This is a genomic window from Pseudomonas sp. GB2N2, from assembly GCF_054897705.1.
Map to the genome: position 1 here is coordinate 1,067,253 of NZ_CM142701.1, position 23,890 is coordinate 1,091,142.

Consider the following 23,890-nt stretch of genomic DNA (forward strand, 5'->3'; position numbering starts at 1 on the left):
GAAACAGTTCAATACATCCGGTTTTCTATCGTGATCATCCAGAACGCTACTTCAGATCCGCTTTCCGATGTGCTGGCCTTGGCAGGCCTGCGCGCAGCCTGTTCCGTGCGTCTGCAAGCCGGGGGCGATTGGGCCCTGCGGTTTCGTCCGATCGAGTTGAAATTCAATGTGGTGCGTCGGGGCGAATGTTGGCTGCTGATGCACAACAGACCGGCCTGTCATTTGCGTGCCGGTGACTGTTTTGTGGTGTCGCGCACGCCGTTCGTTTTGGCCAGCGCCCCGGACATCGAGGCCGTGGACGCCGCCGAAGTTTTTGCGCATGACGCAGCGTCAGCGACATGGGGTGTCGGCGACGACGTGGAATTGTTGGGCGGCAGCGTGTCGCTGGGCAGTGCGGGCGCGGCGGAGTTGATCGATCTGTTGCCGCCGGCGGTCATCATTCGGGCGCAATCTGACACCGCATCATCATTCGCCTGGCTGCTCGATGAACTCGATCGCGAATGGCAATCGAATCAGGTGGGCGCCTATGCAATGTGTAATGACCTGCTGCGGCTGATCTTCGTGCACGCGCTGAGGCATCACATCACGACCGCCGATGCGGCTGAACTGAATTGGCTGGGTGGCCTGCGAGACCCTGCGACCGCCGCGGTGCTGCGAGCCATTCACCTGCGGCCGGAGAAAAACTGGAGGCTGGCGCAGATGGCGGACATCGCCTGCATGTCCCGTTCGAGCTTCGCTGTATTGTTCAAGTCACGTGTGGGTCAGGCGCCTGTTGAATACGCGACGCGTTGGCGGATGCGAGTGGCGGCGTCGCGCTTGCGTAATAGCGTCGACAGCGTCTCGACGATCGCCGCGTCGCTGGGCTATCTATCCGATGCCGCGTTCGGTGTTGCGTTCCGACGGGTTCATGGGAAATCGCCGGGGCGCTATCGGCGCGAACCGTTGTTTTAGACTGTCAGTTCACACCTGAGCAAGGCCTGCCGCCGATCTCTGAGGCTCCCCGTGCTGAAAACGAGCGGCGGATTAGGTTCAACAACCGTCGAAAGCGGTCGATAACCCCCCGTGCCGAAGCCGTTTGTCTTCTATATACAGCCGCTCGGTTGAATTTCTTGCTATAAACGCACTCCGATAACCACTGCCAAGGCTGCCGCAGAGCAGTTTCCGGGCCTGGTCGGACAAATTCGCTGTCTTTTCAGTTGCTGAGGCCTCAAGTCGGCCTTAGACTGCCGCCCCTCGTAAATTGAGTGCCGGGTGGCGCTTGGAATAAACGGCGCCTCTCCGATGGCCAGACCAGGTCCACCGGAATGCTCCCTAATTCGCCTTAATGCACGTTTTTTTATAGAGATATCAATGACAAAGGACAAGTTGCTGGCCATGCCGGCGGATGACTACATGAATGCCGAGCAACATGCTTTTTTCTCCAAGCTGTTGCAGAACATGAAAGTCGAAACCCACGAGCGCATCGAGCAGAACCGTATCGCTATCGAGAGCCTGGACACTCCGGCCGATCCGGCTGACGCGGCTTCCGTGGAAGAAGAGCGCACCTGGTTGGTAAACGCGATCGATCGCGACCAGCGCATGCTGCCTCAGTTGGAACAGGCACTGGAACGCATCAAGGAAGACAGCTTCGGCTGGTGCGACGACAGCGGCGAGGCCATCGGCCTCAAGCGCCTGCTAATCAGCCCGACCACCAAGTACTGCATCGAAGCCCAAGAGCGTCACGAACAGATCGACAAGCACCAGCGTCAGGCCTGATTTCGTAGCGCCCCGCATCGCGGGCAAGTTTCACTCCTGCAGGAGCGACGCTTGCCCGCGATGCTTTTTTTCGTCTGCAATAATCTCGCGCACCTCCATTGATCTGCTGCACGCCCACGACTAATGGACCATGGATAATGGCCCGGTAGTGGCGTTTAATGCGCAGACAACAATTAGAAGTGACTTGGGGTGACGAAGATGACGAGAGACGGATCTCTGGTTGGGCCTGTGCCTGCACCAGTGCTTTTGCCGAAAAACCTGTGGCTGACGCCCACGCTGCAAAGCATCGCGCTGATGCTCTTGTTGTGCGGCATGACATTGGGAGGTTGGTCGCTTTACCTCGGCCTGCCGTTGGCCGTAATGATTGTCTGGTTGCCCCGATTACGTTCCCGCGCGATCCCGGAGGCCGCGGCCGTCGATAGCGTCAGCGCCATTGCGAAGCTGACCCGCGACCTTTCCCACACCACCAGTCACAACGCATTGTCCGCCGCGGGCGTGGCCTATTCGGTCAAGCAACTGGCAGACAAACTGCAATCACAACTCAGTGCCGCGGCGCAGATTGTCAGCAATGCCGAAGTGATGATCGCCACCGAGCAAGCCACCTCGACGCTCAGCCGAACCGCCCTCAGCGCCGCCAGCGAGGCTCACCAGAGCAGCGCGGCCGGGCGCGCGGAGCTGGTCGAATCGATCAGCCGCATGCATCAACTCAGTCAGCGCGCTAACAACAGTCGTGAGCTGATCGAGGCCTTGAGCCTGCGCAGCGACGATATCCAGCGGGTCACGCTGGTAATCCAGTCCATCGCCAGTCAGACGAATTTGTTGGCTTTGAACGCAGCAATCGAAGCGGCGCGTGCCGGGGAGCACGGGCGCGGATTTGCCGTGGTCGCCGATGAGGTGCGCGGTTTGGCCGCGCGCACGGCAACCGCGACCGGCGAAGTCGGCGAGATGGTCGCCGATATCCAGCAACGCACCGCGCAAGTGGTGGAGCAGATCCGCCAGTTGTCCAGCGACTTAGACCTCGGCGTCGAACAGGTTGAGCACACCGGTCAGCACCTGGAGAACATTGCGCGCCTGGCGGCCGGTGTCGAAAGCCACGTCGGCGACATCGCCAAGGGCGCCGAAACCAACCGCGAGCAACTCGACAGCCTGTTCCGCGCCATCGAGCAAATGCGCGTTGACCTCGCCATCAGCGATCAACAGACCCAGCGTTTGGCGCAAGCCGCCGTGCAAATGGAGGGCCAGGCCGAAACCATCAGCGAGCGTCTCGCCGAAGTCGGACTGGACGACTACCATCAGCGGATTTATGACCTGGCCCGTGAAGGCGCGAGTCAGATTGCGGCGCGTTTCGAGGCGGATATCGACCAGGGGCGTGTCAGTCTGGATGACTTGTTCGATCGCAACTACCACGCCATCCCCAACACCAGCCCCGCCAAGTTCCAGACCCGATTTGACCGTTACGCCGACCAAGTCTTGCCGGCGATCCAGGAACCGCTGCTGCCGCGCCATGACGGTCTGGTGTTCGCCATCGCCTGTACGAAGCAAGGCTATGTGCCAACCCATAACAAGGTGTTCTGCCAGCCACTGACCGGCGATGTGCTGGTCGACACACTGCAGAACCGCACCAAACGCAAATTTGCCGACCGCACCGGGATTCGCTGTGGCAGCCATCAACAGCTCGTGTTATTGCAGACTTACACCCGCGATACGGGTGAGCTGATGCATGACCTTTCGGTGCCGATCATGGTCAAGGGGCGGCATTGGGGTGGTTTGCGGTTGGGGTATAAGCCACAGAGTTTGCGCTGATTGGAATTGCGGTCGGGATCTGAAGTCCACACCGATCCCCGGTAGGAACGAGCTTGCTCGCGAAAAACGTCCAGACAACGGGTTTTCAGGATGCCCGCGTTATCGTTAACGTCCATCGCAGGCAAGCCAGCTCCCACAGGGTACCGCGTAAACCTGAAGTCAGGTTCGCGCAATCATGGCCGAACTACCGACTGCCTGCTGACTAGTGAACCTGATGCATGCGCAGGTTCAGGTCGTCGACCACCCGCGCCCAATCGGCGTCTTCACGCAACTGCTCTTTCAGGAAGCCGGCTTGTTGCGGCGTCCAGAATTCGGCATCGATGAGTTTTTTATCGTCGGGAAGCGGGGAGTGGCTGGCAATGAAATCGTCGATGGCTTTTTCGCTGGAGTCCAGGCCGAGCTGGTCGAACAAGCCTTTGAGGTCATGGGTAGGTGAATCCATCTTCATCTCCTTGCTGGTCGCGCGGGTGCGAGATCTGAGGTACGGCTGCATAGCATCTGAGAGAGCCGCGCTTCAGGAGTTCGATAGCAATGTTCGAAAGCAGGGATGAGCATAGACCGCGAACCGGCTGATCAGGCTTTCAACGCACCTTGGTCGACGGCGAGCTTCAGCGCCTGTGCAGCTTCGCGGGCGGCAATCGCAGCGACGTCCGACGTTTTGAACCAGCGGTCTTTCTCGACCTGGTGGCAAGTCACCGTCGTCAGCGGCGGTTTGGCGCGCATGATAATGACCGCCTGGAATTCGCCTTCGACTTCTCTGGCTTCGCCCCGGATAAAAAATTCACCGATATCAAATTCCGTCACGTAGCAGCCTTCCCTTGGAAATGCATTGTTGTATTGAACGCCGTCCGACGCGGGACCGGGTTTCATTGGTTTGGCAGTATGGCAGTAGTTGCCAGCCGACGGCTGAGTTAAGTCGTCGGCATGACGAAACGTCTATTGAATGGGCATCAGGCGGATACCTGGCAACATGACTCAAGCGCGCGAGCGAGTGCGCAGGCTGCATTGTGGTTGCTGCGGAAACCTCTGACGTGCCCCGTGGAAATTTCCTTGATATGGAAAAACGCATTCCCGGCCAATACCACCTGAAAACGCAGCATAGAGGGTTCTTCAGGGTGAAACACCGTATGGAGGAACATCGCCGGGGGCCGCGTCGATGAGTGGCTTGAGTGAGGTACGTTGTGTGTCAGGGTTCGCATATGAAGTCCTTTTCATTGTTTTGCCGACGTGTGTACGTCGGTATGGGTAGTCTCAATAAGCATCGCTGCTCTAGAATCACCGTCACGGGTTCGTGATTGCCGGTTATCTAAAGCAATTTCTTGCGTGCGATATGTCGGAAAAGTGCTTTTCTTGCAGCGTTTTTTCCTTAAGGTTGGTAATCCTGTTTTTCCGGCGATCAGAGGGGCGTTTTCCTTCAACTTCTGACGAATGCCAGGCAAGACGACGCACGTGACATTCCAGTATTCTTCTCATGCTTCGCGCTGGATTAGCCCTCTGCTCGTTCCCGGATTCACCCCGGACCCTTTGGCTACATTTTTCGGCATTGCCGCTTTTTTCTGCTGTGCGCTGCCTGTCTGCGCGCAGCATCATTTACAGATGTGGGGATGTTTCCTTGGCAGTAAGTAATCTCGATATGCATGCTTTGTTCGTGCTGGGTGATTTGCGCGCAAAGCTGGTTAAACAGTTCCAGTCACGCTTTGTCTATATCACCGAACAAAACGCGGAAGGCATCTACATTGCCGAACTCGATACCGAATCGGCGCTGGTAGTGGATGACAAGCCGGGGCTGAAGCTCAAGGTTGGCGATCATTTCAGCGCCTCGGTACTGCCCAGCCGTGAAGGCGGCAAACTGGACATCAAGTTCCGCGAAATCAAACTAACGGTGTACGGGCTCGGCGATTACGCCTTCGTGACCACGGTTGACGGGCACGGGATCGTGTTCAAGGAAGGCCACAGCGCGGTGATGGTGTTTGCTGCTCACCAACAGCTGCAGGAAGGCCTGACCAAGACCCTGAAAGCCGTGACCGCGAAGGCGGCCAAGTGGCGCAAGGGTGAACTGGTGACGTTCAAGGCCAGCGAATGATGGCTGTGGGCTTGCAGGACATTTCTGAAATTTGATCCTCGCCCCTCGAAAGCAGGAACCTCTACTACAGTCAGTTGACTGAGTATTTTGAGGCTTGCGGTCTTCTGTCAGGCCATCCTGCTATTGCTGTGAACAGCACGAGGTGCAAACGCATGAACGGATTTCGACGGTTGGCAATTGCTGCCCTGGTCGCTTTCGGACTGGCTTCGCCCGTCCCGGTCATCGCCGCCCAGGCGCCAATTCACTTCGCCGACCTGAACTGGGAAAGCGGCAGCCTGATCACCGATATCCTGCGGATCATCGTCGAGAAGGGCTACGGGCTGCCGACCGATACCTTGCCGGGGACGACCATCACCCTGGAGACCGCACTGGCCAACAATGACATTCAGGTCATTGGCGAGGAATGGGCCGGACGCAGCCCGGTCTGGGTCAAGGCGGAGGCCGAAGGCAAGGTCGTCGCCCTCGGCGATACGGTCAAGGGCGCCACCGAAGGCTGGTGGGTCCCTGAATACGTGATCAAGGGTGATCCCGCGAAGGGCATCAAGCCACTGGCGCCGGACCTGCGCAGTGTCAGCGACCTGCCGAAATACAAAGGTGTGTTCAGCGACCCGGAAAGCCCGGGCAAAGGGCGGTTCCTCAACAGTCCGATTGGCTGGACGTCCGAGGTGGTCAACAAACAGAAGCTAAAGGCCTATGGTCTGGACGACAGTTATGTGAATTTTCGCAGCGGCTCCGGGGCCGCGCTGGATGCGGAGATCGCCTCGTCGATCCGTCGCGGCAAGCCGGTCCTGTTCTATTACTGGTCGCCAACGCCCTTGCTCGGACGCTTCAAGTTGATTCAGCTGGAAGAGCCACCGTTCGACGCCGATGCGTGGAAAACCCTGACCGACGCCGACAATCCCGATCCGAAACCAACCCGTTCACTGGCTTCGAAACTGTCCATCGGTGTGTCCGCGCCGTTCCAGAAACAATACCCGCAGATTGCCGAATTCTTCAGCAAGGTCGACCTGCCTATCGATCCGTTGAACAAGGCACTGGCTGAAATGAGTGAAAAACACACCGCGCCGCGCCAGGCAGCGGAGGCGTTCATGAAGGCTCATCCGGACGTCTGGCAGGCGTGGGTGCCGAAAGATGTGGCGGATAAGGTCTCTGCCGAGTTGAGGTGATGCAGTGCGTTCAGAGATCCGCCGCGCACTTTTATAAATGCCGACTAGGATGATGCTGTTCAAATCCCTTTCAAGGATTCGCGACCATGACATTTGTGTTGGCTCAATGGCTGGTGACGATCTTCGCGGTCATCAGCCTGATCCACGTCTATTGGGGCTTGGGTGGCCAGTGGGCAGCCGTGGCGGCGGTGCCGCAGGTCCCCGTTGAGGGGACTGTAAAATTGCGACCCGCGTTCAAACCAAGGGGGTGGGCCACGCTGTTGGTCGCGGTGGGGTTGCTGCTGATTGCCGCGCTGGTGTGTTTGCGCGTCGGCTGGTGGGTGCCGGCGGTGTCCCACAAGTCCTTGCAATGGGTGATCAGCGCCATCGCCATGCTGATGTTCGCCCGAGCGATTGGCGATTCGAATCTGGTGGGGTTCTTCAAGCAGGTCAGGGGTTCGAGGTTTGCCCGGCTCGATACATGGGTGTATTCGCCGTTGTGTATGGTGTTGGGAGCGGGGTTGTTGGCTGTCGCGTGGGTTTGAGTTGCCCCGAATGACGCCTTCGCGAGCAAGCCCGCTCCCACCGTGGATTTTCAGTGTCTACACAATCCCTGTGGGAGCGGGCTTGCTCGCGAAGAGGCCCTGACATTCACTAAAAATGTCTGAACCTAGCTTCTGCTCTCATTGCGCCGACTACTCACCTCCGCCGGCACGTCATCCCCGGCCATGCGTTTGCGGAACAGGGCCGCCCGCGCCAGTAGCAACGTCGTCACCGGCACCGTGATCGCCAACAGAATCGGAATCAGCCAGGCATGCAGCACCGGCGCGGATTTGAGCGCTGAAAAGTAGATGATCGATCCCAGCGCCACGCACCAAGCGCCCAACGTCGAGGCAAGCGCCGGTGGGTGCATGCGCTGGAAGTAATCCTTCATCCGCACCAGGCCGATTGCGCCGATCAGCGCGAACACGCTGCTCAGCACCAGCAGGATCGCCACCGGGATTTCCACCCACACAGACAGTTCCGCGCTCATTCGATCACCTCGCCACGCAGCAGGAATTTCGCCAAGGCAAACGAGCCGACGAAGCCGAACAGCGCGATCAGCAGCGCCGCTTCGAAGTAAGTGTCGCTGGCATACCGAATGCCCAGCGTGAGCATCATCAGCATGGCGACGATGTACAAGTAATCCAGCGCCAGAACCCTATCTTGCGCCGACGGTCCCTTGAACAGACGGATAAGGGTCAGGATCATCGCCACGGAAAAAATGAACAGGCTCAACAGGATCGCGTTCGTTAGCAACGGGCTCAACGGGCTCATTCAAAGATCTCCATCAACGGGCGCTCGTAGGTTGACTTGAAGTGCTCGATAAACAGCGCTTCGTCATCCAGATCGAACACGTGCAGCAACAGGATGCTGCGGTCCAGCGCCAGTTCCGACCAGACCGTGCCGGGCACCACCGTGCAGATCATCGACAGCGCCGCCAAGCCATTGGCGTCGCGCAAATCCAGCGGCACCTTGATGAACCGCGAGCGTGGCGGGCGCCGTCCGGCGTTGAGCACGCCCCAGGCCACCCCGAGGTTCGACACCAGCACGTCACGACCGACGATGAAAAACAAGCGCAGGATCACGACGGGGCGCCCGATACGAATTGGCAGGGGCCGCAACTTGCGCATCATCACCGGCGCGATAAACCCGAGCACGGCGCCCAGCAGCAGATTGCCGGGACTCATCGACAGGTTTAACACCAGCCACAACAGCCACAACGCCAACGACAGCCACGGTGCAGGAAACAGACGTGTCATGGCTGCACCTGCACGACGGCGGCCCGGGCTTCCGGACTCGGCACTGCACGGGTGCCGAGCACCGCCATTACGTATTGCTGCGGATTGTTCAGCGCTTGAGCCGCAGACTGGGTGTAGCGCAACAGCGGTTCAGCCTTGAACGTCAGCAGAATACTCAGCCCTAGCAACGCGATGATCGGCACGCACTCGAAACGTCGCAGCAACGGCGAAGGCCGCTCTTGCGGCGTCCAGAAGCGCTGGATGCCCAAGCGCGAGAACGCGATCAACGACGCCAGACCGGAAATGATCAGCAGCGCGAGCAAGCCCCACGCGGCGTTCGAGACTGGCTCGTCAGTGCCATTGCCCAGGCCTGACGGGTTGAGCAGGGCGTGCAGCAAACCGAGTTTGCCGATGAACCCGGACAGTGGCGGCATGCCGATGATCAGCAACGCGCAGGCAATGAAACTCAAACCGAGAAATGCCATGGTCCAGGGGATCACCTGGCCGACCACCGCTTTTTGTTCGTCATCGAGGTTGATGCCCTTGGGCGGTTGCAAGGATTCCAGCGGCCGCGCAATCAGGTCGCCATCGTCGTACAGCGGAATTTCATTGGCCGAACGCGAACGCTCGATCAACTCCGCGAGAAGGAACAATGCGCTCAATGCCAAGGTCGAGCTGACCAGATAAAACAACGCCGCGCCGATCAGGTTGGGCTGGGCGAAGCCGATGGCCGACAGCAGAATTCCCGCCGACACCAGAATGCTCAGGCTGGCCAGGCGTTCGAGTCGTTGCGCGGCAAGAATCGCTACCGCTGCGCAGCCTATGGTCAACAGGCCGCCGTAGATCAGCCAGTCGCCGCCAAAGTACGCCGAAGCGCCGGCCTGGCCCGAGAACAGCAAGGTCCACAACCGCAGCAAGGTGTAGATGCCGACTTTGGTCATGATCGCGAACATCGCGGCCACCGGTGCACTGGCCGCGGAGTAGGCCGGCACCAGCCAGAAATTCAGCGGCCACATCCCGGCCTTGGCCAGGAACGCCACGGCCAGAATCGCAGCGCCAGCATGTAACAAACCGCGATCGGCTTCCGGCACCAGCGGGATCTTCAAGGCCAAGTCGGCCATGTTCAGGGTGCCGGTGACGCCGTAGATCAGCGCCGCGCCAATCAGGAACAGCGACGAGGCCAGCAGATTGATCGAGATGTAATGCAGCCCCGACGATACCCGCGCCCGGCCTGAACCGTGGAGTATCAAACCGTAGGACGCCGCCAGCAGCACCTCGAAAAACACGAACAGGTTGAACAGGTCGGCGGTCAGGAACGCGCCATACAAGCCCATCATCTGAATCTGGAACAGCGCGTGGAAACTCGAACCGGCGCCGTCCCAACGGGCCATGGCGAACAGCAGGGCGCTGACGCCGATGATGCCGGTCAGCACCAGCATCAGCGCCGATAGGCGATCGACCACCAGCACGATACCGAACGGCACTTGCCAGTTGCCCGGCAGGTACACGCCGATGGAGCCGGGCACGCCGGTGCTCTGCGTCCATTGCAATAACAATACGGAAATCCCCAGGCCCAACAGGCTGGAAAGCAGATTGATTTTTGCTTTCAAAGGTCGGTGTTTCTCGCCCAGCATCAGCATGACCGCGGCGGTCAGCAGCGGCAGCAAAATCGGTGCAGCAATCAGGTGCGTCATTGCATTCATTCTTTAGGCTCCCGGCCGTCCACATGGTCGGTGCCGGTCAAGCCGCGAGAAGCGAGCAATACAACGAGAAACAGTGCGGTCATGGCGAAGCTGATCACGATGGCGGTCAGCACCAGCGCTTGTGGCAGCGGGTCGGTGTAATGCAGCAGGTCCTGCGGCACGCCGTCCTTGATGATCGGCTCCTTGCCGATGAACAGGCTGCCCATGCTGAAGATAAACAGGTTGACGCCGTACGACAGCAGGCACAGGCCCATGACCACCTGGAACGTCCGTGGCCGCAGCACCAGCCAGACGCCGGATGCGGCAAGCACGCCGATGGCGATTGCGATGACTTCTTCCATCAGACGGCTCCCTGGGTGGCGACGGATCTGGGCAGGGCCGCGGTTTTGTGGCCGCGAACCGATTGGTGGGCGAGGGCGGTGAGGATCAACAGCGTCGAGCCGACCACCACCGAATACACGCCAATGTCGAAGAACAGCGCGCTGGCGATGTGAATGTCGCCGAGTATCGGCAGATCAAGATGCCAGGTGTGGGTGGTCAGGAACGGATAACCGACCGCCATTGCGCCTAGCCCGGTGGTGGTGGCGAACAGCAGCCCGGTGCCCATCCAGCGCAGCGGTCGCAGGCTCATTTGCGCCTCGACCCACTGCGTGCCGGCGACCATGTATTGCAGGATGAAGGCGACGGACATCACCAGCCCCGCGACGAACCCGCCGCCCGGTTGGTTGTGGCCGCGCATGAACAGGTAGATTGAGACCACGAACGCGATCGGCAGCAGAAGGCGCACCAGCACCGCCGGTACCATCATGAAGCCAAGCGCGGTGTCGCTGGCCTGACGCGGGTTGACCAGATCGGTGACCACATCGGGTGCCAGCAGACGCTGTTGGGCCGGCAACTGCAGGCTTTCCTTCGGTGGGCGGAAACGGCGCAACAACGCGAACACCGCCAGCGCCACGGCCACCAGCACGGTGATCTCGCCGAGGGTGTCGAAGCCACGGAAATCCACCAGCATCACGTTGACCACGTTGCTGCCACCGCCTTCTGGCAGGGCGCGGCTGAGGTAGAACGAGGAAATGTCGTTGGGGGTCTGGCGCGTCAGCATGGCGTACGACAGCAACGCCATGCCGCCACCCACGGCGATCGACAGCAGCAAGTCGCGCAGACGACGGATGCGTGCCTTGCGCAAGGTGCTTGGCAGTGGCGATACCTCTTCAATCCGTCGCGGCAACCAGCGCAGGCCCAGCAGGATCAGCACTGTGGTCACCACTTCCACCACCAGTTGCGTCAATGCCAGGTCCGGCGCGGAGAACCAGACAAACGTGATGCAGGTCATCAGCCCGCAAACACTGACCATGGTCAGGGCCGCGAGCCGGTGATACTTGGCTTGCCACGCCGCGCCGAGGGCACAGGCAATCGCCAGCAGCCACAGGGTTACGAACACAATCGAACCCGGTATTTTCGGCCGGTCGCCCCAGCTCAGGCTGCTGTGCAGCATCGGGATCAGCCCGGCCAGCACGGCGGCGAGCACCATCAGGAACAATTGGGTTTGCAGGCGTCTGGTGCTGATCCGCCGCTCCAGCCGTCGGGCCAGGCGCATCATGATCACCAGGCTGCGCTCGAACAGGCGCTTGCCGTTGAACCGGCCAATGATCGGCGGGTATTTGAAGCGACCGCGCTTGAATTGATTACGCAGCAGGAGGTAGAGCACGATGCCGCCGGACATGGCGATCAGGCTCATGATCATCGGCGCGTTCCAGCCGTGCCAGATTGCCAGGCTGTATGGCGGCAGCGTGCCGCCGACAACGGGCAGGGCGGCGGCGGCCAGTATCGGGCCGACCACTTGCGCCGGGAAAATCCCGACGATCAGGCAGGTGAACACCAGCAGCTCCACCGGCGCGCGCATCCAGTGTGGCGGTTCGTGCGGGGTGCGTGGCAGGTCGGTGGCGGTCGGACCGAAGAACACATCGACGGTGAAGCGCAGCGAGTAAGCAACGCTGAAGGCCCCGGCGATGGTCGCGACGATCGGCAGGGTCATCTCGACCCAGGCGGTGGCGTTGATGAACACGGTTTCGGCGAAGAACATCTCTTTCGACAGGAAGCCGTTCAACAAGGGCACACCGGCCATCGAGGCGCTGGCGACCATGGCCAGGGTGGCGGTGAACGGAATCAGCTTGATCAAGCCACTGAGTTTGCGAATGTCACGGGTGCCGCTTTCGTGGTCGATGATCCCGGCAGCCATGAACAGCGACGCCTTGAAGGTGGCGTGGTTGAGAATGTGGAACACCGCAGCAACTGCGGCCAGCGGACTGTTCAGGCCCAGTAGCAGCGTGATCAGGCCGAGGTGACTGATGGTCGAGTAGGCCAGCAGCCCTTTGAGGTCGTTCTGGAACATCGCGCAATACGCGCCGAGCAACAGGGTGCAGGCACCGGCGCCGCTGACGATGTAGAACCATTCTTCACTGCCGGACAACGATGGCCACAGCCGCGCCAGCAGAAAAACCCCGGCCTTGACCATGGTCGCCGAGTGCAGATACGCCGAGACCGGTGTCGGCGCCGCCATCGCGTGGGGCAGCCAGAAGTGGAAAGGGAATTGCGCGCTTTTGCTCAAGGCGCCAATGAGGATCAGTGGAAGCAAAACAGGATAGAGGGCATGTGCGCGAATCAGATCGCCGACGGCCAGGACCTCGTCCAGGTCATAGCTGCCGACCACATGGCCAAGCAGCATGACCCCCGCCAGCAAACACAACCCGCCAGCGCCGGTGACCATCAGCGCCATGTAGGCGCCGCGGCGCGCATCGGCGCGGTGGTGCCAATAGCCGATGAGCAGGAACGAAAATAGGCTGGTCAGCTCCCAGAAAAACACGATCTGGATCAGGTTGCCGGAAATCACCAAGCCCAGCATGGCGCCCATGAACGCCAGGAAAAACGCGAAGAACCGGGGCACCGGATCATCCGGTGACATGTAATAGCGGGCATACAGCGACACGAGCGTGCCGATGCCCAGCACCAACATGGAGAATAGCCAGGCAAACCCGTCCATGCGCAGAACGAAGTTCAGGCCGAGGCTGGGCAGCCAGAAAAACTCTTCGCGAATGACGCCGCCGTGGGCGATCTGCGGGTACAGGAGGGCAACCTGGAGGGTGCCGATCAGGGCAACCACGCCAGCCAGCAAAGATTCGGTATTACGCGCGTTGTGCGGCAGCAAGGCCGCGACACAGCTGCCGATAAAGGGCAGAAGCAGTAGAACTATCAGGGACATAGGCTTCTAATCTGCGGAGGTTTGTGAAGCATCATACGTGCCAGTCCTCGGATCACCAAACGGCAAGCTGTCGCAGAATCCTACACGTTAGACGGAAAAAGCCTGATTCACATTGTTTCAGAACGTTGTGTTTTGATCGTTCCAACGCTGCGCGTGGGAACGATCAGTGCTCCGTTTCCCGTACCGGATCCTGTTCAACCTCGGGCGCAGCCTTACCCTTGGTTTTCAACTCACTGACAATCACCGCCGCCACAATCAACCCCGCGCCCACCAACGCAATCCCCGGCAACTGCTCCCCGGCGATCCGGCCGACAATCCCGGCCCACACCGGCTCACCCGCATAAATCAACGTCGCCCGGGTCGGCGAAACGCTCTTCTGTGCCCAATTCATCGCCACTTGAATCGCCGCACTGGCCGCGCCGAGGCCCAGGGCGCTGCCCAGTAAAAACCAGGAAAAATCAGGAATCGCTTCCTGCGTCGGCACCACCATCAAAAACGCCAGCACCGAGGTGGTTGCCAGTTGCACCACGGTGACCCGCCGCACATCAACCTGACCCGCGTAGGTGCTGATCAGAATGATCTCGGCGGCAATCGCGATGGCGCTGATCAGCGTAGCGATTTCACCGGGACTGAAGTTGAATGACGCGCCCGCAGGCCCTGACAGCAGCATCAAACCGGTAAACGCCAGCATTATGCCGATGCTCGGCATCAACCCCGGACGCCGCCCCAGCACCAGCCATTGCAGCAACGGTACGAAAGGCACGTAAAGTGCAGTGATGAACGCTGACTGGCTGCTGGGAATGCTCTGCAACCCGACCGTCTGCAAACCGTAGCCCAGCATGATCGCCACGCCAATGAAGGCGCCGGCCTTGAGTTCGAACAGGGAGAGTTCCCGCAGATGTTTCCAGGAGAACAGCGAGACAATGATCGCCGCCGCCGCAAAGCGCAGGCCGACGAAGAACATCGGGCCGCTGACGGTCATCGCGTGTTGCACCAGCAAAAAGGTGCCGCCCCAGACCATGGTAATCACCACCAGCACGCACTCGGCCTTGCTGAACCTGGAGAAACGGGAAGAAGACGGGGGAGAAGACGGAGAAGAGTTCAACGACGTCATGACCTTGCGCGCTACCTGAGGGCGACGCACAATGCGCCGAATGTTGCGCAGTATACTGCCCAACCCTGCCGAGTGAGCAATATAGTGCACAAAGATTCTCCCCCGCGGGCTTCGGTCCTTCAGCACGTCAGCCTGAACGTTCGGCGCCTGCGCCATGCCGCTGACATGAGCCAGGCCGCACTGGCGGAAAAGTCCGGGGTCAGCCGGCGCATGCTGGTGGCCATCGAAGCCGGCGAGAAGAACGTCAGCCTGACCACCCTCGACCGCGTGGCCGAAGCGCTGGACGTCGCGTTCAGCGACCTGATCCAGGCGCCGGATGCCCGTGATCCGAGTCGCATCAATGAAGTGGCCTGGGCCGGCCAAATTCCCGGCAGCAAAGCCGTCTTACTCTCCAAAGCCACGGCCACCCGTGCAGTAGAGCAATGGGAATGGTGGCTGCAACCCGGGGAAATTTACCCGTCGCAGCCGGATGCCGATGGCTGGAGTGAACAGATCTACGTATTCGAAGGCTGCCTGACACTGACCCTTGGCGGTACGCCCCATGACATTGCTGCCGGCGAGTTCTATATGTTCGCAAGCAACCAGCCGCATTCCTATCGCAATGATGGGAGGGTGGCTGTCCGGTTCGTGAGAAATGTGGTGATCTGACTGTTCGCCGGCCAACACTGAATAGACACTTTGCTGGTTTAGAGCTACATCGATTTCTTGGATAACACTTCAACTCATTGAAATAAAACATAAATAATTTACGGCACGACTTCTGCTAAAGCTCTGGTGCATTCACCCTTCAGGAGCGCCGTTTGATGGCCCGTGAAATTCGTCTCAACGCTTTTGACATGAACTGCGTCGGCCACCAGTCGCCGGGGTTGTGGGCACATCCGCGGGACCGTTCGTGGCAGTACAAGGACCTGGAATACTGGACTGACCTGGCAAAAATCCTCGAGCGCGGCAAGTTCGACGGCTTGTTCATCGCCGATGTGCTGGGCATTTATGACGTCTACAACGGCAACGGCGATGCAGCGATTCGCCAGGCGGCGCAGGTGCCGGTCAACGATCCGCTACAGCTGATCCCGCCGATGGCGCTGGTCACCGAGCACCTGGGGTTTGGCCTGACAGCATCGTTGTCGTTTGAACACCCTTATCCGTTTGCCCGACGTCTCTCGACCCTCGATCACCTGACCAAGGGCCGCGCTGGCTGGAACATCGTCACTTCGTATCTGGAAAGCGGTGCGAAGAATCTGGGGCAGAAAAACCAGACCGAGCACGACGCGCGCTATGACTTCGCCGAGGAGTATCTGGAGGTTTGCTACAAGCTCTGGGAAGGCAGTTGGGAAGAGGGTGCAATCCTGCGTGATCGCGAGCGCCGGATCTTCAGCGATCCGAGCAAAATCCACGAAATCCAGCACGTCGGCAAACACTTTCAGGTGCCGGGCATTCACCTCTGCGAACCGTCGCCGCAGCGTACGCCTGTGTTATATCAGGCCGGCGCGTCGAGTCGCGGCAAGCAATTCGCCGCTGAACACGCTGAGTGTGTGTTCGTCGCCGCGCCGTCGAAGGTGCTGCTGAAGAAAACCGTCGCCGACATCCGTCGTCGCGCCGCCGAGGCCGGGCGCGATCCGAAGAAGATCCTGATTTTCAACCTGCAAACCGTGATCCTCGGCGAGACCGATGCCAAGGCCAAGGCCAAGTTCGAGGAATACAAAACCTGGGTCAGTTACGAAGGCGCGATGGCCTTGATTTCCGGCTGGACCGGGATCGATTTCAGTCAGTTCAAACCCGATGAACCGCTCAAGCATGTGCATACCAACGCCATTCAATCGGCGGTGGAGGCCTTCTCTACGGCTGATCCGAACAAGGTCTGGACACCGAACGAACTGGCCGATTGGGTTGGGATCGGCGGCTTTGGTCCGTTGTTTGTCGGCAGTCCCGACACGGTTGCCGATCTGTTGCAGGAATGGGTTGAAGAGACCGATGTCGACGGTTTCAACCTGGCGTATGCGCTGACCCACGAAACGTTTATCGACGCCGTGGAGTTGCTGGTGCCGGAGTTGCAGAAGCGCGGGGTCTACAAAACTGAATACGCGCCGGGCACCTTGCGCGAGAAGTTGTTCGGCGAAGGGCCACGGTTGCCGGAGATTCATCCAGGTGCGGGGTATCGAGATTTAGCCGGGTTGCGCCAGCAGGAGAGGAACGTGGTGTCGGCGTAGACGCCATCGCGGGCAAGCCGGCTCCCACAGGTTTCTTGGCGTTTTCAGATTTTGGCCCGGCGGAGCACCGTACGCTTTTGCCCATGACACAAGAGGTCACCCGCCATGGCCAGTGGTTTGTCTGGCACCTGCTCGGCTTGGGCGATCTGCATTACATCTGGCAGGCCACCTGCGCCCCGGACGCTCAACCCGCGTCGAACTGGCTCGCCGAATTCAAGCACCGAGCGAGCTGAAGGCAGTCGCGACCTACTTTGGTATTGTTTGATGAGCCTTTCATGGGTTTGGCACTTATGATCGTCCAGAAGATTGTCGACCCGCTCTATCGCGCTGAGCAGGTGAGGGCAGCCGCGAGGCGTTGCTGGCGCGGGGCGATGTGCATGACTTCTATTTGGGTGAACACTGAACATTGAGAGCGCCATGACTGAAATCCGAAGCGGACAGGCGACCGACGCCATCCGCCACGCAGACATCCTGATCATCGGCGGCGGACTCAGCGGCACGATGCTGGCGGCGCAGTTGTTGCGCCTGCCGGGCAAGCGCTCGTTGCTGGTGATCGAACCCCGCGCCGAACTGGGCCGGGGCGAGGCCTACAGCGCGGTCGAGTTGGGCCACACGCTGAACGGCAACGCGGCGCGCATGAGCGTCAACCCGGACGACGCCGATGACCTGACGCAATGGCTAACCGAGTACATTGCGGCGGGCGGCTGGCCGGAGTCCGATGAGCAACATGTGCCAATCAGCGAGTTGTTTGCGCCTCGGGGGATTTTCGGCTTGTACGTGCAGCAGCGGCTGGCCGAGGCGCAAGCACTGGGCGCGTTGAATGGTTCGACGGTCGAGCATGTGCGGGGCGAAGTGGTTGACCTGGAAACGCTGCACGACTCGGTACGCTTGAGTTTGAGTGACGGCCAGCGCTTGCAGGGTGATTTTGCAGTGTTGGCGACGGGGATGTTTCCGGCGGCGCGCACGCCGCAGACCCAGTCCAGCGGCTTGAACGCAGCGGCCCTCGATCCTTGGGATGTGGCTGCCATGCGCCAGCTCGATCCGCAATCGACGGTGTTGATCATCGGTTCCGGGCTGACCATGGTCGACGCGGTGGTGTCGCTGGAGCAGGCCGGGCATCGCGGACCGATCGAGGTGTTTTCCCGTCACGGGTTGTTGCCGCACGTCCGCCGGCAACCGCCGGCCTGGGTGGATTTCCTGGCAGAGGATCACGATATCCGTACGCCGCGACAGCTGCTGCGTGAACTGCGTCGGCAGTGTCGGGACGCCATCGCGCAGGGTATCGATTGGCAAGCGCCGCTGGATACGGTGCGGGCGCACATCGGCCGATTGTGGAGTCAGGCGACGGACGTGCAGCGCCGGCAGTTTGTGCGGCATGTGCGACCGTGCTGGGAAAGTCATCACCATCGTTCGCCGCCGCTGAGTGCCGAGCTGGTGGCGCGGTTGCGCGGCGAGGGACGCTTGCGAATTCAGGCGGCTTCGTTCAAGGGGCTGGAGCCTGCTTCGGGCACGGATGTGGGCATTCGCATTCGTCGTCGTGGTGAGGCTGAAACGGTGGTTGTGCGTGGCGCGGCGTTGATCAATTCCAGTGGCATCGAATACGACTGGCGGCGAGTGGCGCGTCCGTTGCCGCGGCAGTTGCTGGCGCGCGGGCTGGTGCGGCCTGGGCCGTTGGCGTTGGGGATTGCGGCGGCTGTGGACGGCGCGGTGCTGGCAGCGGACGGGCAGGTCGCCGAACGGTTGTTTGCCATGGGGCCGCCGTTGCGGGGGATGTGGTGGGAGAGTACGGCGGTGACGGACGTGGCGAGCCAGGCCAAAGCGTTGGCTTTAGAAATCCTGTGCAGGAGCGAGCTCGCTCGCGATGGTCGTTAACGGTAACACGTGCTGTCTGAATTAATGCGGTCTCTGGGCGTTTTTCGCGAGCTCGCTCCTACAGGGCGCGGGAAACGAAGAAACCCCGGAAAGATCAACTCTCTCCGGGGTTTCTTTTTCAAGCCGTACACACCGGCCAATCAATAACGCTGATACTTCGAACCGAACTCGGCACGGTTATCCGCTACGTAGAGTTTGCTCGCCTGGGTGTCTTTATGATCAACACCGACCGTGTTCACATTCAGCGTCGCTGGTTGGCTGACTTTCGACGCGGCAACAACCTGCGAAGTGGCGTGGGGTGCGGCGATAGCCGATGTAGCGCCAAGAACCGACAGGATAAAACCAAGACTGATAATGCTTTTCATGATGTAGCTCCAGAAGGGTGGGGAGAAGATGAGCCCACTGTAGAGCTGAAGCCGCACGATGAAAAAACACCCTGACGCATAGTCGATATCAAGCTCGTTGATCCGTCGTCAACGCTGCTTGAGTGTGACCCTCCCGGCAGGGACAGGCCTCATCACTCGGCGCCGAGCATTTCCACTGGATAGGAGAACACATAACCCTCGCTGCGCACGGTCTTGATGTAGGTCGCTTCCCGGGAGTCATCCATCAAGCGCTGGCGCAGGCGGCTGACCAGCAAATCGATGGAACGGTCGAACAGGTCGGCGTCGCGGCCCTGGGTGAGGTTGAGGAGCTGGTCGCGGCTCAATACCCGCTGCGGGTGATCGAGGAATACACGCAGCAGCCGGTACTCGGCGCCGCTGAGGGCGACCATGGTGCCGTCCTGGTCCAGCAAGTGCCGAGCGGTGGTGTCCAGGCGCCAGCGGCCGAAGCCCAGCAAGCGGCCGCTTTCGGTGATCAGCAAGTTGGGTGGCAACATCCGCGTGCGCCGCAGCACGGCGTTGATCCGCGCCAGCAGTTCGCGGGCGGCGAAGGGTTTCGTCAGGTAATCGTCGGCGCCCATTTCCAGGCCGAGGATGCGGTCGGTTTCGTCGTTGCGTGCAGTCAGCATGAGGATGGGTGTGGCTTTGTGCTTGCCCGAGCGCAATTCGCGGCATAGCAACAGGCCGTCATCGCCGGGCAACATGATGTCCAGCACGATCAGATCCACGGTGTTGGCGTCGAGAAAACTGCGCATCTGCCGGCCATCGGCAGCCACGGTGGTGCGCAGGCCGTTTTTCTTCAGGTAATTGCCGACCAGCTCGCGGATCTCGCGATCGTCATCGACGATCAGGATGTGGTCCACATGTTCCATGGGTCAATCCTCTAGTCACTCGCACGCCACACCTCCACTGCAGGAGCTGGCTTGCCAGCGATGCCGTCCGAGAGGTCGAAGCAAGTCTCAAGGACCCATCGCCAGCGAGCAGGCTCCTGCAGATCGGGTTAGCCATCAGTCGGGTCAGGCAACCACGCGATAACACGGCACGTACGCCGCGCCGCCCGGCAGTTTCATCCGGTGCTGGGCCACGAAGGCCTTCAGCAACTGATCCAGTGGCTGCATCACCGCCGCGTCACCGCGGATCTGATACGGCCCGTGTTCTTCGATCAAACGAATGCCCTTGTCCTTGACGTTGCCGGCGACAATGCCCGAGAACGCGCGGCGCAGGTTGGCGGCCAGTTCGTGGGCAGGCAGGCTGCGGCTCAGTTTCAGGTTGGCCATGTTTTCGTGGGTCGGATCGAATGGGCGCTGGAAGCCCTCGTCGATCTTCAGCAGCCAGTTGAAATGGAAGGCGTCGTTGCGCTCGCGGCGGAACTGTTTCACCACTTTGAGGCCGGCCGTCATCTGCCGAGCGACCTGCGCCGGATCGTCGATGATGATCTCGTAATGTTGCTTGGCCGCGTCACCCAGGGTGGCGCCGACGAACGCGTCGAGTTGTTCCAGGTACGGCGCGGCGTGTTTCGGCCCGGTGAGGATGACCGGGAAGGGCAGGCCCTTGTTGTCCGGGTGCATGAGGATGCCGAGCAGGTACAGGAACTCTTCGGCCGTGCCCGCGCCGCCGGGGAAAATGATGATGCCGTGGCCTACGCGCACGAAGGCTTCCAGGCGTTTTTCGATGTCCGGCAGGATCACCAGTTCGTTGACGATCGGGTTCGGCGCTTCGGCGGCGATAATCCCCGGTTCGGTCAAGCCGAGGTAACGCCCGCCATGGATGCGTTGTTTGGCGTGGGCGATGGTCGCGCCTTTCATCGGGCCTTTCATCACGCCGGGGCCGCAGCCGGTGCAGATGTCGAGGCTGCGCAGGCCCAGTTCGTGGCCGACTTTCTTGGTGTATTTGTATTCTTCGGTGTTGATCGAATGGCCGCCCCAGCACACCACGATCTTCGGCTCGACGCCGGGACGCAGGGTGCGGGCGTTGCGCAGCAGGTGAAAGACGTAGTCGCTGATGCCCTGGGAGTTGCTCAGGTCGATGCGCTGGCTGTCGAGTTCGTTTTCGGTGTAGACAATGTCGCGCAGGGCGCTGAACAGCATTTCCCGGGTGCTGGCGATCATTTCGCCGTCGACGAAGGCGTCGGCCGGTGCGTTCAGCAGTTCCAGGCGCACGCCGCGGTCCTGCTGGTGGATGCGGATTTCGAAGTCCTTGTAGGCTTCGAGAATGGTCTTGGCGTTATCGACATGGGCGCCGGTGTTGAGGATGGCCAGGGCGCATTGGCGGAAGAGGGTGTAGGTGCTGCCGGATCCGGCCTCGCTCAGTTGCTGCACTTCACGTTGAGAGAGGGTTTCCAGGCTGCCCTTGGGACTGACCGAGGCGTTGATTACTTGACGTTGGGACATTCAATGATCCTTAAAACGATGTCACCCGCCGAGGACGCATGACATCCGAATAGTATGTATCCATAAAAGAAGATGGCACGAACTGCGCTGTATCGCCACGTTCCTCTTCGACGATGATTGACGATGAAAAGATGGAAAGACGAAAAGGAGCCTCAGCATAGCTAAATCCGCCACAGAGGCGATAATGCCCGGCAGTCTTTTTGTCCGTGCCCCCGAGGAAACCCGTCACGATGTTCGAAATCCAGCCGCAGAACCCCGAGCTCTATCGCAGCCAGACGCGCCGCAGCACGATCATCATCGCCCTGATTTTCCTGGCCCTGGCGATGGTGCTGTCGACGGCAGCGGTCGCGATGTTCGGCGAGCCCGGCGGTGACAATCTACGCTTCAATGTCGGGGGCGTGTTTGTCGCGGTGCTGCTGATGGCGGCGCTGATGCGCGGCACGTTCTGGACCCAGGCCTGGATGGCGCCCGCGGTCTACGGCTGGCGGCTCAAACGCAGCCTGATGAGCGTCACCAACGTCATGCATCAGGTGACGGCGGCCGCGGAAAAGGATGATCCGAGCGCCATGAAGCTGCTGCGCTTCTATCATCTGGGGTTGAACCAGATGCACCAACTGGATGCCAACTCCAGTGATCACAGCCAGTTGATCCGCGAGATGGACCTGCACAAGGTGCGCATGGAAGCGCTGGGCATCGACACCGAACAGACGCAATTGAACCCCGCCTGGCTTGAGGCGGTGAAGCACCAGCCGCAGTAACCGTCACTCAAAGGCGATCAGGATCAATCGCCACTCACGAATAATCAGGGAGCGTCATGGGACATCCGTCCGTTAACGATCGCATCGCGAAATCCCGGCACGCCGTGTCCTTCACGGCGCATCAGCCGATGGCGAAGCTCAAGGTTCGACATGTCGTGTCGCTGTTCGTCGCGGTGTGCCTGTGCATGACGGCGATCGCTGTTGGGGAAGCCTGGAACTCGCGCCAGTACCATCTGCATGACAAGGAAGTGGCGATGTCCAACCTTGCGCAGACCCTGGCCTCGCAAGCGCAGGCCTCGATCAAACAGGCCGACACGCTGCTGCTGACCCTCGTGGACCGCCTCGAAAACGACGGCGTCGGGCAGGAGCGCTTGCCTAGGCTGCAGCGGTTGCTGGCCATTCAGCGCGGTGAGCTTAGCCAGTTGCACGGCGTGTTCGTGTATGACGAACACGGGCAATGGGTCGCCAATTCCAATGGCGCCGATGTGCCCAACGCCAATAATTCCGACCGCGAATATTTCGTCTTTCATCGGGATCATCCCGATCGCGGGCCGCACATTGGTCCGTCGATCAAGAGCCGCTCGAGCGGCGAGTGGATCATGACCGTGTCACGCCGGGTCAATCACGCGGACGGCAGTTTTGCCGGCGTGGCGCTGGCGACGATCTATCTCAACCATTTCCTTTCCCTGTACGACAGCATCGACATGGGTCACAACGGCGTGATCAACCTGATCGCCGACAACGCCACCATCGTCGTGCGCCGGCCATTCAAGGAAGCGGAGGTCGGCACCAGCGTCGCCAATGGCCCGTTGTTCAAGCAGTTATTGCCCACGGGTGATTTCGGCACGGCAACCGTCAAGTCGGTGATCGATGGCGTCGAGCGAGTGGTTGGATTTCGCCGCGTCGAGGGTTACCCGCTGATCATTTTTGCCGCCCTCGACAAGCATGAAGTCTTGACAGGCTGGCGGCAGGAATCGGCATTGAGTGCCGGCATCGTCGTGTTGTTGTTGGGGTTCCTGGGGATTCTTGGATATCGCCTGATCCGTTTGATGCGCCAGCAGAATCAGATTCAGACGGTCTTGCTGGATGCCCAGGAAAATCTGATCGAGGTCAACCGCAGCCTGGAGTTGCTGGCGCTGGAAGACGCCTTGACCGGGCTCTCCAACCGGCGTCAGTTCGACCTGTTCATCCTCGCGGAAATGGGTCGCGCCCGGCGCAGCCAGACTCACCTGGCGCTGTTGATGATCGATGTCGATCACTTCAAGCGTTTCAATGATCTTTACGGCCATGTGGCAGGTGACGTGTGCCTGCGCAAAATCAGCGCGATCATCCGCGACAGTATCAAGCGCCCGGGGGATCTTGCCGCCCGCTACGGTGGCGAAGAGTTCACCGTGGTGCTGCCTGGCACTGACTATGTGGGCGCTTTCCTGGTGGCGGAAAACATCCGCCGCGCGGTTCAGCAGGCCGACATGAAGCACAGTGAAGGGGTGGAGGGGACGGTCACCGTGAGTATTGGCGTCTGCGCCTACAACACCGCTTCACAGGACAGTCCCGATGACCTGGTCAGCGCCGCGGACAAGGCGCTGTACGTCGCCAAGGCCAGCGGTCGGAACATGAGCGTGATTGCCAACTGAGTA

The 23,890-nt window shown here is 60.3% G+C and carries 25 protein-coding genes; 12 read left to right on the plus strand and 13 right to left on the minus strand.

The genetic code is table 11. The features are described from left to right. Positions 1-30: 30 nt before the first annotated feature. The 3 genes from ACYZT4_RS04915 (at position 31) to ACYZT4_RS04925 (ending at position 3,558) form a co-directional block, all read left to right on the plus strand. Entirely contained in the window at positions 31-951 is a 921-nt protein-coding gene (locus ACYZT4_RS04915) for an AraC family transcriptional regulator (protein ID WP_461985719.1), read from the plus strand. A 399-nt stretch (positions 952-1,350) separates the two neighbouring features. After that, on the plus strand, positions 1,351-1,755 hold the full coding sequence (locus ACYZT4_RS04920) for a TraR/DksA C4-type zinc finger protein (RefSeq protein ID WP_133836065.1): 405 nt from the start codon (positions 1,351-1,353) through the stop codon (positions 1,753-1,755). Between the two features lie 579 nt (positions 1,756-2,334). After that, a complete protein-coding gene (locus ACYZT4_RS04925) occupies positions 2,335-3,558 on the plus strand; it encodes a methyl-accepting chemotaxis protein (RefSeq protein ID WP_461988546.1) in 1,224 nt (407 codons plus the stop codon). A 202-nt stretch (positions 3,559-3,760) separates the two neighbouring features. Here ACYZT4_RS04925 and ACYZT4_RS04930 read toward each other — a convergent pair whose 3' ends face one another. The 3 genes from ACYZT4_RS04930 to ACYZT4_RS04940 form a co-directional block, all read right to left on the minus strand. After that, the gene (locus ACYZT4_RS04930; RefSeq protein ID WP_054052826.1) at positions 3,761-4,000 is read right to left on the minus strand and encodes a DUF2789 domain-containing protein; all 240 of its coding nucleotides are present in this window, start codon (positions 3,998-4,000) and stop codon (positions 3,761-3,763) included. A 131-nt stretch (positions 4,001-4,131) separates the two neighbouring features. After that, the gene (locus tag ACYZT4_RS04935) at positions 4,132-4,362 is read right to left on the minus strand and encodes a hypothetical protein (protein WP_461988548.1); all 231 of its coding nucleotides are present in this window, start codon (positions 4,360-4,362) and stop codon (positions 4,132-4,134) included. Positions 4,363-4,508: 146 nt separating this feature from the next. Continuing rightward, complete coding sequence (locus tag ACYZT4_RS04940) at positions 4,509-4,697, minus strand: hypothetical protein (protein WP_461988549.1); 189 nt, start codon at positions 4,695-4,697, stop codon at positions 4,509-4,511. Between the two features lie 473 nt (positions 4,698-5,170). Here ACYZT4_RS04940 and ACYZT4_RS04945 point away from each other — a divergent pair, with 473 nt between their 5' ends. The 3 genes from ACYZT4_RS04945 (at position 5,171) to ACYZT4_RS04955 (ending at position 7,331) form a co-directional block, all read left to right on the plus strand. Beyond that, positions 5,171-5,641, plus strand: a complete 471-nt coding sequence (locus ACYZT4_RS04945) for a hypothetical protein (protein WP_461985721.1) — start codon at positions 5,171-5,173, stop codon at positions 5,639-5,641. 152 nt (positions 5,642-5,793) lie between these two features. Then, the gene (locus tag ACYZT4_RS04950) at positions 5,794-6,807 is read left to right on the plus strand and encodes an ABC transporter substrate-binding protein (RefSeq protein WP_461985723.1); all 1,014 of its coding nucleotides are present in this window, start codon (positions 5,794-5,796) and stop codon (positions 6,805-6,807) included. An 86-nt stretch (positions 6,808-6,893) separates the two neighbouring features. Continuing rightward, positions 6,894-7,331 (plus strand): DUF3995 domain-containing protein, encoded by a 438-nt coding sequence (locus ACYZT4_RS04955; protein WP_461985724.1) that lies wholly within the window; start codon positions 6,894-6,896, stop codon positions 7,329-7,331. Between the two features lie 125 nt (positions 7,332-7,456). Here ACYZT4_RS04955 and ACYZT4_RS04960 read toward each other — a convergent pair whose 3' ends face one another. The 7 genes from ACYZT4_RS04960 to ACYZT4_RS04990 form a co-directional block, all read right to left on the minus strand. Next, on the minus strand, positions 7,457-7,819 hold the full coding sequence (locus tag ACYZT4_RS04960) for a Na+/H+ antiporter subunit G (protein WP_461985726.1): 363 nt from the start codon (positions 7,817-7,819) through the stop codon (positions 7,457-7,459). Next, positions 7,816-8,094, minus strand: coding sequence for a K+/H+ antiporter subunit F (locus tag ACYZT4_RS04965; protein ID WP_461988551.1), 279 nt, complete (start codon positions 8,092-8,094; stop codon positions 7,816-7,818). The genes ACYZT4_RS04960 and ACYZT4_RS04965 overlap by 4 nt, the downstream gene beginning before the upstream one ends. A gap of 5 nt (positions 8,095-8,099) precedes the next feature. After that, on the minus strand, positions 8,100-8,588 hold the full coding sequence (locus ACYZT4_RS04970; RefSeq protein WP_461985728.1) for a Na+/H+ antiporter subunit E: 489 nt from the start codon (positions 8,586-8,588) through the stop codon (positions 8,100-8,102). Continuing rightward, complete coding sequence (locus ACYZT4_RS04975; RefSeq protein WP_461985729.1) at positions 8,585-10,270, minus strand: monovalent cation/H+ antiporter subunit D; 1,686 nt, start codon at positions 10,268-10,270, stop codon at positions 8,585-8,587. The genes ACYZT4_RS04970 and ACYZT4_RS04975 overlap by 4 nt, the downstream gene beginning before the upstream one ends. Beyond that, positions 10,267-10,611 carry a Na+/H+ antiporter subunit C gene (locus ACYZT4_RS04980; RefSeq protein WP_003202835.1) on the minus strand — a complete coding sequence of 115 codons (345 nt, stop codon included), beginning with the start codon at positions 10,609-10,611 and terminating at the stop codon, positions 10,267-10,269. The genes ACYZT4_RS04975 and ACYZT4_RS04980 overlap by 4 nt, the downstream gene beginning before the upstream one ends. Continuing rightward, on the minus strand, positions 10,611-13,529 hold the full coding sequence (locus ACYZT4_RS04985; RefSeq protein ID WP_461985733.1) for a monovalent cation/H+ antiporter subunit A: 2,919 nt from the start codon (positions 13,527-13,529) through the stop codon (positions 10,611-10,613). The genes ACYZT4_RS04980 and ACYZT4_RS04985 overlap by 1 nt, the downstream gene beginning before the upstream one ends. Before the next feature lie 163 nt (positions 13,530-13,692). Next, positions 13,693-14,733, minus strand: a complete 1,041-nt coding sequence (locus ACYZT4_RS04990) for a DMT family transporter (protein WP_461985735.1) — start codon at positions 14,731-14,733, stop codon at positions 13,693-13,695. Here ACYZT4_RS04990 and ACYZT4_RS04995 point away from each other — a divergent pair. The 4 genes from ACYZT4_RS04995 to ACYZT4_RS05010 all read left to right on the plus strand — a co-directional run bounded on the left by ACYZT4_RS04995 (position 14,728) and on the right by ACYZT4_RS05010 (position 18,722). Beyond that, on the plus strand, positions 14,728-15,291 hold the full coding sequence (locus ACYZT4_RS04995) for a helix-turn-helix domain-containing protein (protein WP_461985736.1): 564 nt from the start codon (positions 14,728-14,730) through the stop codon (positions 15,289-15,291). The genes ACYZT4_RS04990 and ACYZT4_RS04995 overlap by 6 nt on opposite strands. A 155-nt stretch (positions 15,292-15,446) precedes the next feature. After that, positions 15,447-16,850, plus strand: coding sequence for an LLM class flavin-dependent oxidoreductase (locus ACYZT4_RS05000; RefSeq protein WP_461985738.1), 1,404 nt, complete (start codon positions 15,447-15,449; stop codon positions 16,848-16,850). A gap of 83 nt (positions 16,851-16,933) precedes the next feature. Continuing rightward, positions 16,934-17,083 (plus strand): hypothetical protein, encoded by a 150-nt coding sequence (locus ACYZT4_RS05005; protein WP_461985740.1) that lies wholly within the window; start codon positions 16,934-16,936, stop codon positions 17,081-17,083. Positions 17,084-17,267: 184 nt separating this feature from the next. Then, complete coding sequence (locus ACYZT4_RS05010; RefSeq protein ID WP_461985742.1) at positions 17,268-18,722, plus strand: FAD/NAD(P)-binding protein; 1,455 nt, start codon at positions 17,268-17,270, stop codon at positions 18,720-18,722. A 140-nt stretch (positions 18,723-18,862) separates the two neighbouring features. Here ACYZT4_RS05010 and ACYZT4_RS05015 read toward each other — a convergent pair whose 3' ends face one another. From ACYZT4_RS05015 to ppnN, 3 genes are all read right to left on the minus strand, one after another. Then, positions 18,863-19,087 carry a hypothetical protein gene (locus tag ACYZT4_RS05015; RefSeq protein ID WP_461985744.1) on the minus strand — a complete coding sequence of 75 codons (225 nt, stop codon included), beginning with the start codon at positions 19,085-19,087 and terminating at the stop codon, positions 18,863-18,865. Between the two features lie 152 nt (positions 19,088-19,239). Continuing rightward, positions 19,240-19,977, minus strand: a complete 738-nt coding sequence (locus ACYZT4_RS05020; protein WP_461985746.1) for a response regulator — start codon at positions 19,975-19,977, stop codon at positions 19,240-19,242. Between the two features lie 144 nt (positions 19,978-20,121). After that, positions 20,122-21,495 carry a nucleotide 5'-monophosphate nucleosidase PpnN gene (gene ppnN, locus ACYZT4_RS05025; RefSeq protein WP_461985748.1) on the minus strand — a complete coding sequence of 458 codons (1,374 nt, stop codon included), beginning with the start codon at positions 21,493-21,495 and terminating at the stop codon, positions 20,122-20,124. 230 nt (positions 21,496-21,725) lie between these two features. Between ppnN and ACYZT4_RS05030 the strand changes: the two genes are divergently transcribed. Then, on the plus strand, positions 21,726-22,253 hold the full coding sequence (locus ACYZT4_RS05030) for a DUF3087 family protein (RefSeq protein WP_461985750.1): 528 nt from the start codon (positions 21,726-21,728) through the stop codon (positions 22,251-22,253). Between the two features lie 56 nt (positions 22,254-22,309). Beyond that, on the plus strand, positions 22,310-23,887 hold the full coding sequence (locus ACYZT4_RS05035) for a sensor domain-containing diguanylate cyclase (protein WP_461985752.1): 1,578 nt from the start codon (positions 22,310-22,312) through the stop codon (positions 23,885-23,887). Positions 23,888-23,890 lie beyond the last annotated feature (3 nt).